Annotated in this window: 1 protein-coding gene; it reads left to right on the top strand. The window is 70.1% G+C overall.

All coding sequences use genetic code 11. The annotated features are described in order from the left end of the window. A partial coding sequence (locus ACTFO6_RS20075) for a hypothetical protein (RefSeq protein WP_439936025.1) occupies positions 1-231 on the top strand: 231 nt, incomplete at both ends.

The raw sequence follows: 231 nt of genomic DNA, 5'->3' as shown, positions 1-231 counted from the left end.
GCTTCTGCACGCGCTGGGGAAGAGCCGTCCCCCCAACCAGTACGCCCCCGCCCAGCACAACCATGATCACACCCTGGGGGAAGCGCGCCGGCTCGCCCGTGCGGCGGTGCTGGCCACCGGGCTGGGGCTCCTGCTCTGGGCGGGTCTGGACGTGTGGCAAGGGATGAATTGCTCCCGCCGCGCCGAGCAATTGACGATGGAGCTGCAAAGCCTGGAGCGCCAGCACCAGGC

The organism is Pelomicrobium sp. G1, assembly GCF_051905455.1.
Lineage (GTDB): Bacteria > Pseudomonadota > Gammaproteobacteria > Burkholderiales > UBA6910 > Pelomicrobium.
Note: the sequence above shows the minus strand (reverse complement) of the source record. Positions and strands in the feature narration are given on the sequence as shown.